Below are 8,639 nucleotides of genomic sequence, written 5' to 3'. Positions count from 1 at the left end.
GTAGTTGCGTTCTGTGCTCATTCTTTGTCCTTGCCCGTCGCCGGGCGCTCCATGCTGATCAGGTCGCCCGCCTGCGATACCGGGGTGAAACCCATGCGGGTGTACAGGCGGACCACTGCCTCGCTGTGCTGATTGACTTCGAGCCTGTAGCGCCTCGCACTAGGAATGTCCAAGCGGTCGAAGCAGCTTTGCAACAGGCACTGTGCCAAGCCTGCGCCGCGGCACGAAGGCGCGACACTGACATTGGTCACGAAGACGTCGAGCCCCGCATTGTCGTACACCGCGACCAGCCCGACGAGGCCCAGCGCCGCGTCCCAGGCCTCGAAGCGGATCGCCCTGCTGGCGATTTTTTCGGCGTAGGCCGCGATATCCACGCGCTCGGCGAGCGGCGGCACGAAGCTGTCGCTGCATTCCCGAAGATGCCGGGCGATCTGGTCAGCCGAGGCCCGGTCGACCGCCAGTTCAATGCTCCCCTGCCGAGCCATTTCCCACGTCACTCGAGCACGGCGAGCCCGAAGCCGCGACGCCCGAACTCGTTGCCGTTGTAGAGCAGGTAGACCTTGTCCTGGAAGGTGAATGCATGCGGATAGCACTGCATGTCCGAGTCCCAGTCCGCCTCGGGGATGTCCAGCCGCGGGTTGTCGTCGTCGCGCGTCCAGTTGGAAAGGTCGTCCGACCACGCGTGGCCGATGCGGTAGCCGCGGCCCTTGGTCGCGCGAAAGTCGAACGACTGGCGAAAGCAGAAGAACATGTGGAACCGGCTGCCGATCTTGACGACCGTCGGCAACGCCTGGCTCTCGTCGGGCCCCAGGCTGTCGGAGACGATCTGCCGCGCTTCTTCCTTGGTCCAGTTGACCCGGTCGGTCGAGGTGGCGTGGCCGATCTTGTAGGTGCGATCAGGGGCGGCACCATCGGCGTACTGCTTCCAGCCGGTGCCGAAGATGTACCACATGTGAAACACGCCATCCACCGGCAGCACGAAGGCATCGCCGACAAGGCAGGGCTCGTGCAGCGACGCGCCCATGACCGGCCCATGGCCGAGCTTTGTGAAGGTAAGGCCGTCATCGTGGCTCTCGGCCAGGCCGACCGCGGTATCGACCGACACGGAGACGCGCCGGTTCCAGCCGCAAGTGAAGGCCGATATCTTTCCGTCGTGGCGCACTACGTTGATCGGGAAGATGCCATGCTCGTCGAAGCAGCCCAACTCGCCCAGCGGGATGACCGGCTTGTCGGCCACGCGGATCACGGTGCGCAGATCGGCCGCGACGTCGACGAATGCAACGTGGCTCAGGAACTTGCCGTTTTTCGGATCGACGGCGCGCGTCGAAAAATAGATCCGTACGAAGTCGTCGAAAACCAGCGTCTGCGGCGACTGCGCGAACTGCACGCAGCCGTTGGGGAGCGCGTGCTCCGTCGGGTCGAATATCTTGCCCAGCCTCTTCCACTTCATTGCCATTTCCTCACTCCAGCTTTCCGTCGAGCACTGCGAGGCCGAAGCCCTCGCGGCCGACCTGGTTGCCCAGATAGGCCATGTAGACCTGCCCATCCACCTCGAAGACGTGCGGGTAGCTGATCATTTCCGAATCCCAGCCCGCCTCGGAGATGTCGATGCCGGCCTTGTCGTCGTCGCGCGTCCAGTGCAGCAGGTCGGGGCTGGAGGCATAGCCGATGCGGTAGCCGAAGGTCTTGCCTCGGTAGCCGGCGCTGTACCGGTAGCAGAAGAACATGTGGTACTTGCCGTTGGCAAAGAACACATCGGGGCTGGCCTGCGCCTCGTCTTCCTCTATGCGGCTCTCGATAAGGTCCCGGTCTTCCTTGTGCCAGGTGACGCCGTCGTCGGACGTTGCCATGCGGATCTTGTAGACCGGTTCGGCGCGGCCCTCGACCACCTTCCACTTGCGTCCGGCGATATACCAGAGGTACCAACGATCGTTGAAGCGGCGGATCTTCGGGCCGCTCATCACGAAAGGCTCGTTGGGCGAATACCCCAGCACCGGCCCGATGCCGAGCTTGGTGAAGGTTTCCCCGTTGTCGTGGCTGATCGCACCGCCGATGGCCACGTTGAACGGCACCGACTCGCAGCGCGTCCACCCCGCGTAGTAGGCGCGAACGTCCGCGCCATCGCGCGCTACCGAAACCGGGTAGATGCCGAATTCGTCGAACGCCCCCAGCGGCCCCAGCGGAAGGATCGGGTTCGCACTGACGTTCAGCACCTTGAACAGGTCGCGGCGGTCCAGGTCCAGGAAGGCCGAGTAGCTCACGTACTGGCCCTTGGCATCGGCCTTGGGCCGGCACGAGAAATACACGCGCACGAAGTCGTCGAACAGCAAGGTTGCGGGCGCTTGCGCGAACTCGTTGAGCCACTCACGGCCGTGTTGCGGGCCGGGGCTGAAGACCTTGCCCAGTTTTTTCCACTTGAACATATTCAGACCAATTCGAATTTCGTCAGCAACGAGTCTTTGATCTCGTCAGCCGGATTGAACATCATGACGTCGACCATCGATAGCCACGGCACGAACGGATCCTTGCCGAACTGCCTGTACTCGATGGGCAGGGACCGGATGAACTGCAGCGCGATGCCCTGCTGGGCGAAGCGCTCGCGCGAGTAGAGCTCCAGGCCGCCGATGGTGTTGATGTAGGTGTCGGCATGGCAAGCCGCGCAGATGGCGAGCACGCGGTCTTCGCCCTTCTGCGCATGGTCAGCCGCTACATCGGAAGAGATCTCGATGCGGGTGTCGATGCCGAGGTACTCGCAGGTCTGCACGATCGAGGCATGGATGTAGCGAAAGAGGTTCGCTTCTTCATTCATGACGAGCGAACGCACGAGCTCGATGCAGGGCTCGAAGCACGGCGCGGAACGGTAGGCACCGATGAACTGGTTCAGCAGCTTCTGCCGGTTGAAGTCGGCAGCCAGCTCTCGCTCGACGACGTCCAGTGCATCGGAGTCTTTTTTCAGCGGCAGCGAGAAAACCGCGTCCGCGCTGCCCTGCAGCAACCGGTTGCGATTGATCCAGCCCTTCTTTGTGTACTTGATGTTGTCGTACACCACGAACAGGTCCACCGCCGCAATCAGCTGGAAATAGCCGATGTAGGGCAGGAAGTACGGCTGCATGATCCCGACCTTCATCGCGTCTCCATCCGTTCCGTCGGCACGCTCATGGCGTCGCGATCAGGTCGACGATGCGTTCGACCTGGTCAAGGCCGAGGTCCGGATAGATCGGCAGGCACAGGATGCGGTCGGCCGCACGGCTCGCATTCGGCAGGTGATCGCGGCTGGCCGTCGGCAGGCCCCGGTACATCGGAAACTCCGAGATGAGCGGGTAGAAGTAGCGACGCGGGTGAACGTCGTGTTCCTTCAGGCGGGCGTAGAGCTCATCGCGCGACTGGCTGTATTCCGGTCCCACGAGGATCGGGAAGTACGCAAAGTTGGCCACCGATTCCCCGGCGTCGGGAAGGCACACGATGCCCGGCACACCGGCGAGCATGCGGCGGTAGGCGCTGTCAATGGTCCGGCGCAGGTCCAGCGCGGTTTGCAGGTGCTTGAGTTGCAACAGGCCCAGCGCGGCATTGAACTCGCTCATCTTCCCGTTGATGCCCGGCGCCACCACGGTAACTTCGCCCACGTGTCCGAAGTTCTTGAGCTGGTCGATGCGGGTCTTGGTGATCGCATCCTTGCACACGATGGCACCGCCCTCGAAGGTGTTGAAGACCTTGGTCGCGTGAAAGCTCAGCACCGACATGTCGCCGTGCCGCAGGATGCTGCCGCCTTCGTCCTGCACGCCGAAGGCATGGGCGGCGTCGTAGATCACGCGCAGGTTGTAGGTGTCCGCGATCGTCTGGATGGCCTTGGTGTCGCAGGGATGCCCGTAGCAATGCACCGGCATGATCGCCGTGGTCTGCGGCGTGATCAGCGCCTCGATGCGTGCCGGGTCGAGGTTCAGCGTGCGCGGGTCCACATCGGCAAACACCGGCTTGATGCCATTCCACAGCAGCGAGTGCGAGGTGGCCACGAACGAGTAGGGCGTGGTGATGACTTCGCCGGTGATGCGCATCGACTGAAGCGCCGTGACCAACGCGATCGTGCCGTTCGTGAAGAGCGCGATGTGCTCCACGCCGAGGTACTCGCACAGCGCCTTTTCCAGCTGCTGATGGAACGGCCCGCCGTTGGTGAGGATCTTGTTGTCCCAGATCTGCTGCAGATAAGGCAGGAACTCGTCCAGCGGCGGCAGGTAGGGCTGGGTCACATAGACAGGCTTGGTCATTGGCATTTTTCTTTTGAAACTTCAGGAGCCCAGCATGGCGAGCACTTTCGCGCGCACCCTGTCCGCCGGGACGACATAGTCGGAATGCTTGAAGCTGGTGCTTTCGGTCGCTTCGCCCTCCATGAACTCGGGCTTGAAGCCGAGGTCGAGGATGGGGCCCAGCCAACCGCCCCAGTTGAAGCTGTTCTGCTGGCCCAGGATGAGCGCTTTCACCTCGGTCGACGCAAAGATGAGGCTGTTGAGCGCGGAGCCGTTGGGCGCCACGATGATCTCGGCCTCGCCGAAGGTCCGCACCTGCCGCGCGAAATCGTAGTCCTCGAGGAAGATGGTCTCGAAGCCCAGATCCTGCAGGGCCTCGATGATCTGGCCCTCGTTTCGCAAGATGCGCCAGGAGCTGTTCTTGCGCGACAGGAAGAGCCTGCGCGCACGTCGGTCGGAAGGCGAGTGATTCCTGGCGACACCTTCCTTGATGTACCGCATGGCCTCCGCGGTCCAGGACGCCTGGTGCTCCGGCGGCACCGTATGGTCCCTGAAGAGCTCGACGGGAAAGAAGGTGGTCGTCGGCGCCAGGTGCAGGCAGCCGACCGACAGCGCGGCCCCGCTCTCCAGGCGATGCAGGGGATTGCCCACAAGCGCTGCCAGAAAGTCGAAATGCGAGGGTGGCATGCCGGCGTCCACGATGATCGGCAAACCCTGGAAACGCGGATGCTTTTCGAAGTGGCGCAGCTTGGGCAGGAACTCCGCGAACCAATGGCCGTAGGCATTGCTCGCGAGGCCGGCAAGCATGACCCCTTCCGCCAGGTGCGCCGGCTCGGCCAGGGGTGAAAGCAGCAATGCATCGGGGCGCTGGGCCAGCACCGTCTTGTCGTATTCGAGGCTGACCTGATTACCGTATTGCGCATGCGCGACCACATCGGACAAAACGTCGTGGTCACCGACATAGACGAGGCTCGAGTTGCCGACGACTGTGGCATCCCGTATTTCAGCAATGTAGGGCTCGCTCGCGAGCACGTGCTTTTCCTGCGGATCGTCGGCATAGGCTTCCGTCGGCGCGACCAGGCGGATGGAAGCTGGCTCGCCAAGGCGCACATACGGCAGGCCGTTGCCAAGGGCCCAGGCTTCGACGGAATGGATGCGCCTGAACGAGGGCTTCGGCTCGCCGCTCTCGCCCCCGGGAACGAGCCTTTGGGCCAGGTCCGCATCGCGTCGCCAGAAGAACAGGAACTGCAGCGCCATCGGCTCGGGCAGCTTGCCTCGCGCCAGCAACTCGTCGAAGAGCGCGGAAAGCGCGACGCCGTCATCGCTTTCGGGGTGCTCTTTCGCAAGCTTCATGGCGGCTTCGAAAGGCTCGACGATGGATTCGACTGGCAGCCTGCAGCAGCGCATGTAGTGAAGGATCGCCTCGTGGCGGTTGCCCAGCGCGCTCTCGGCATTCGCAAGCAGCAGGTTCGCGTAGTAGTCGTCGCGGTTCAGCACCACCGCCGCCTGCAGGTGTCTTTGGGCTTGGGCCGGTCGACCCGTCTGCGCGTAGGCGTGGCCCAGGAAGAGCGAGGCCACGAAATTGGTGTCCGGTGACGCGATCGTGGCCAGGCACAGTTCGATAGCCTCGTCGAAACGGCCCCCCCCTGCCAGCGCCATCCATTTGGCGTGTTCCGCGTAGATGTCGATCCGAGGCTCGGGCGCACGAGGTTCGAGCACAGTCTCGACCGGCGGCACGACGGCCGGCACCGGTGCATCGGGCGCGGATCCGAAAAGCCTGCGTGCCGCTGTCTTGAGCTTTGCTCGAATAGTCATCGTTAAATCGTTCTGGACCGCATGAGACGGGATTGTTCCTGATCGGGCGGCACCGCAAGCAGTGCCCTCCCTCTCACAGGGCGTTCTGGAGGAACCGTGGAAGCTGGAGGCCGAAACGCTCTGCCTTGGCAAGGAAGTCCGGGTCTTCGGACAGCTCGACAAGGTACTCGACACCGACCATGCGCATCTCGTTGCGGGGATGCGAGAGCAGGAAGAGCGCCTTGTCGAAAGTGGTCAGCGGGGAAGCCGGATCTGCCACGGGTTCGAAAAGATAGGGAAAGGCCCGCCGGAATTCGGCCGGGCTGCCCGTGTCCAGGACCGATTTGAAGATCGGGATCGACTCCGCGGTCGATGCGAGGCTCGCACGCGGTGACGAAAGGTTGGCCGAGTGCCTGCGGTACTTGACGACGCGCGGTCCGGTTTCCGCCAGGCTCAGGCCCGCTGCCGCGGCGCGCAGCCAGTAGTCGTAGTCCTGCAGCTGGATCAGGCCGGGACGGAACAGCCCGACCTTCTGCACCGCTTCGCGGCGCATGAACGCAGTGGGCGCACACAGGAAGTTGCCCTCGAGCAGCAGAGTGCGCAGCAGGGGTTGGTCCGGCCGCTCGTCGAAGAACACCGGAAACGAGGCATCGTCCAGCGGTCGCCCGGAACCGTCGATCAGCAACGGCTTCGAGAAGACGATGTCGTGCGTCGTCGTTCGCATGATCTCCAGCTGGATGTCCATGCGGTCGTCTACACAGACATCGTCGCCGCCCAGCAGTGCAATGAACGACCCGGTGGCCGCCGCGATGCCCGCGTTGATCGCCGCCGAGGGGCCGCCGTTCTTCTGTCGCAGCAGTTGGATGCGATCGCCGAACTCGGCGGCCAACCGGTCGGCGCTCCCGTCGGTCGAGCCGTCGTCCACGACCACGATTTGCAGGTCGCGACAGGTTTGCCGAACGGCGCTGCCCACGGTTTCAACGACGAACTCCGCCTGGTTGAAGATGGGAATGACGACAGTGACCAGCGCGGACGGCATGCAGCGATCCGGTTCAGGCGAAGAAGCTGCGGATATGGCCCACCACGGCGTCGACCTGCTCCGGCTTCATTTGCGGCCAGATGGGAAGCGACAGGGTCTCGTTGGAGGCGGCGGTACCCAGGGGCAGGCTGTCGGCCGGCAACCCGAGCTCTGCGTAGGCGCCCTGCATGTGAGGCGCGATGGGGTAGTGAACCAGCGTCTGCACGCCCTGCGCGGTCAGGTGGGCCGACAGTTCCGCGCGGCGCTGGGTGCTGATCACGTAGAGGTGGAACACGTGCGTGCTGTCCGCGGGAACATACGGAACGCGCAGGTCGCCGACGCCCTTCAGGCCCTCGGAATACCGCGCGGCCAGGGCCCGACGCTTGTCGTTCCACGCATCGAGGCGGTCGATCTTCGTGCGCAGCAGCGCGGCCTGCAGTTCGTCCAGCCGCGAGTTCACGCCGGCGACTTCGTGCACATACTTCTGGCTGGAGCCGTAGTTGCGCAGCATGCGCAGATTGGCGGCCAGTTCGTCGTCGTTGGTCACCACCGCGCCCGCATCGCCCATGGCGCCGAGGTTCTTGGTCGGATAGAAGCTGAAGGCGGCCGCGTCGGCGAGCGTGCCGGTGCGCTTGCCGTTGTGGGTGGCGCCGTGTGCCTGCGCCGCGTCTTCGAGAACGAAGAGGCCCAGCGGGCGCGCGATCTCGTTGATCTTGTCCATGGCGGCCGGCAGGCCGTACAGGTGAACCGGCATGATCGCCTTGGTCTTGCTCGTGAGCTTTTCCTTGATGCGTGCCGGGTCCATCAGGTAGGTGGCTGGATCGATCTCGACGGGCACGGGCGTCGCGCCCACCATGGACACGCCCAGCCACGAGGCAATGAACGTTTGCGAGGGCACCAGCACTTCGTCGCCCGGGCCGATGCCGCGCGCGCGCAGCGTCAGCGCCAATGCATCGAGGCCGTTGCCCACCCCGATGCAATGTTTGGCGCCGCAATAGGCGGCGAATTCCTTTTCAAAGGCGACGACCTCCGGCCCCATGATCACGTGGCCGCTGGCCATGACCCTGGAGAAAGCCTGCGTGAATTCATTCGCCAGTTCGGCATGGCCAGCGTGAATGTCGAAAAACGGAATCATAAATTTATCCTTTGCGCGCCACAGAAATAAAGTCGTCGTAATTGCGAATGTAATCGGATTCCTCGTACCGCATGGAAGCGAGAACCAGGCAAACGGCACCGGAAGAAAAATTCTCCAATTCTCGCCACACCAGCGATTTCATGAAAATTCCCTGGAATGGCCGATTGCAGGTGACCGTTTTTCTTTCGTACCCGTTGTCGAGAACAACGTCGAAGCTGCCGGCCACCGCAATGATCAATTGCTGCAATTCATGGTGCGCGTGGCCGCCTCGCGATTCACCGGCAGGCACGTCGTACAAATAATAGACCCGCTTGACATCAAAAGGAATATGCCGGCCACCCTCGACAAACGTCAAGTTGCCGCGAGGATCGCTCAATCGCTCCAGGTCGAGCAATTCAACAGCGTTGCTCAACGAATGTTTTGGATTTTTTATCTCTTCCATGGTAGATCC

At 63.1% G+C, this 8,639-nt stretch carries 9 protein-coding genes; all 9 read right to left on the bottom strand.

Annotation, left to right across the window (positions count from 1 at the left end):
• Positions 1-17 precede the first annotated feature (17 nt).
• Positions 18-497 carry an N-acetyltransferase gene (locus tag DBV14_RS27415; protein WP_124464109.1) on the bottom strand — a complete coding sequence of 160 codons (480 nt, stop codon included), beginning with the start codon at positions 495-497 and terminating at the stop codon, positions 18-20.
• Positions 494-1,450: a hypothetical protein gene (locus DBV14_RS27410; protein WP_124464107.1), complete on the bottom strand. Its 957-nt coding sequence runs from the start codon at positions 1,448-1,450 to the stop codon at positions 494-496. The genes DBV14_RS27415 and DBV14_RS27410 overlap by 4 nt, the downstream gene beginning before the upstream one ends.
• 10 nt (positions 1,451-1,460) lie before the next feature.
• Positions 1,461-2,423 carry a glycosylase gene (locus tag DBV14_RS27405; protein ID WP_124464105.1) on the bottom strand — a complete coding sequence of 321 codons (963 nt, stop codon included), beginning with the start codon at positions 2,421-2,423 and terminating at the stop codon, positions 1,461-1,463.
• Positions 2,424-2,425: 2 nt separating this feature from the next.
• Positions 2,426-3,127: a WbqC family protein gene (locus DBV14_RS27400; RefSeq protein WP_124464103.1), complete on the bottom strand. Its 702-nt coding sequence runs from the start codon at positions 3,125-3,127 to the stop codon at positions 2,426-2,428.
• A gap of 28 nt (positions 3,128-3,155) precedes the next feature.
• Positions 3,156-4,268, bottom strand: coding sequence for a DegT/DnrJ/EryC1/StrS aminotransferase family protein (locus tag DBV14_RS27395; RefSeq protein WP_124464101.1), 1,113 nt, complete (start codon positions 4,266-4,268; stop codon positions 3,156-3,158).
• A gap of 15 nt (positions 4,269-4,283) precedes the next feature.
• Positions 4,284-5,990, bottom strand: a complete 1,707-nt coding sequence (locus DBV14_RS27390) for a glycosyltransferase 61 family protein (protein ID WP_124464099.1) — start codon at positions 5,988-5,990, stop codon at positions 4,284-4,286.
• A gap of 139 nt (positions 5,991-6,129) precedes the next feature.
• Complete coding sequence (locus DBV14_RS27385; RefSeq protein ID WP_124464097.1) at positions 6,130-7,074, bottom strand: glycosyltransferase; 945 nt, start codon at positions 7,072-7,074, stop codon at positions 6,130-6,132.
• A gap of 13 nt (positions 7,075-7,087) precedes the next feature.
• Positions 7,088-8,188: a DegT/DnrJ/EryC1/StrS aminotransferase family protein gene (locus DBV14_RS27380; RefSeq protein WP_124464095.1), complete on the bottom strand. Its 1,101-nt coding sequence runs from the start codon at positions 8,186-8,188 to the stop codon at positions 7,088-7,090.
• A 4-nt stretch (positions 8,189-8,192) separates the two neighbouring features.
• Entirely contained in the window at positions 8,193-8,630 is a 438-nt protein-coding gene (locus DBV14_RS27375) for an FdtA/QdtA family cupin domain-containing protein (RefSeq protein WP_124464093.1), read from the bottom strand.
• Between the last annotated feature and the right edge of the window lie 9 nt (positions 8,631-8,639).

This window comes from Variovorax sp. KBW07, from assembly GCF_003852515.1.
Taxonomy (GTDB): Bacteria; Pseudomonadota; Gammaproteobacteria; order Burkholderiales; family Burkholderiaceae_C; genus Variovorax.
The sequence above is the reverse complement of the archived record's forward strand: the minus strand, read 5'-3'. Positions and strand labels throughout refer to the sequence as shown.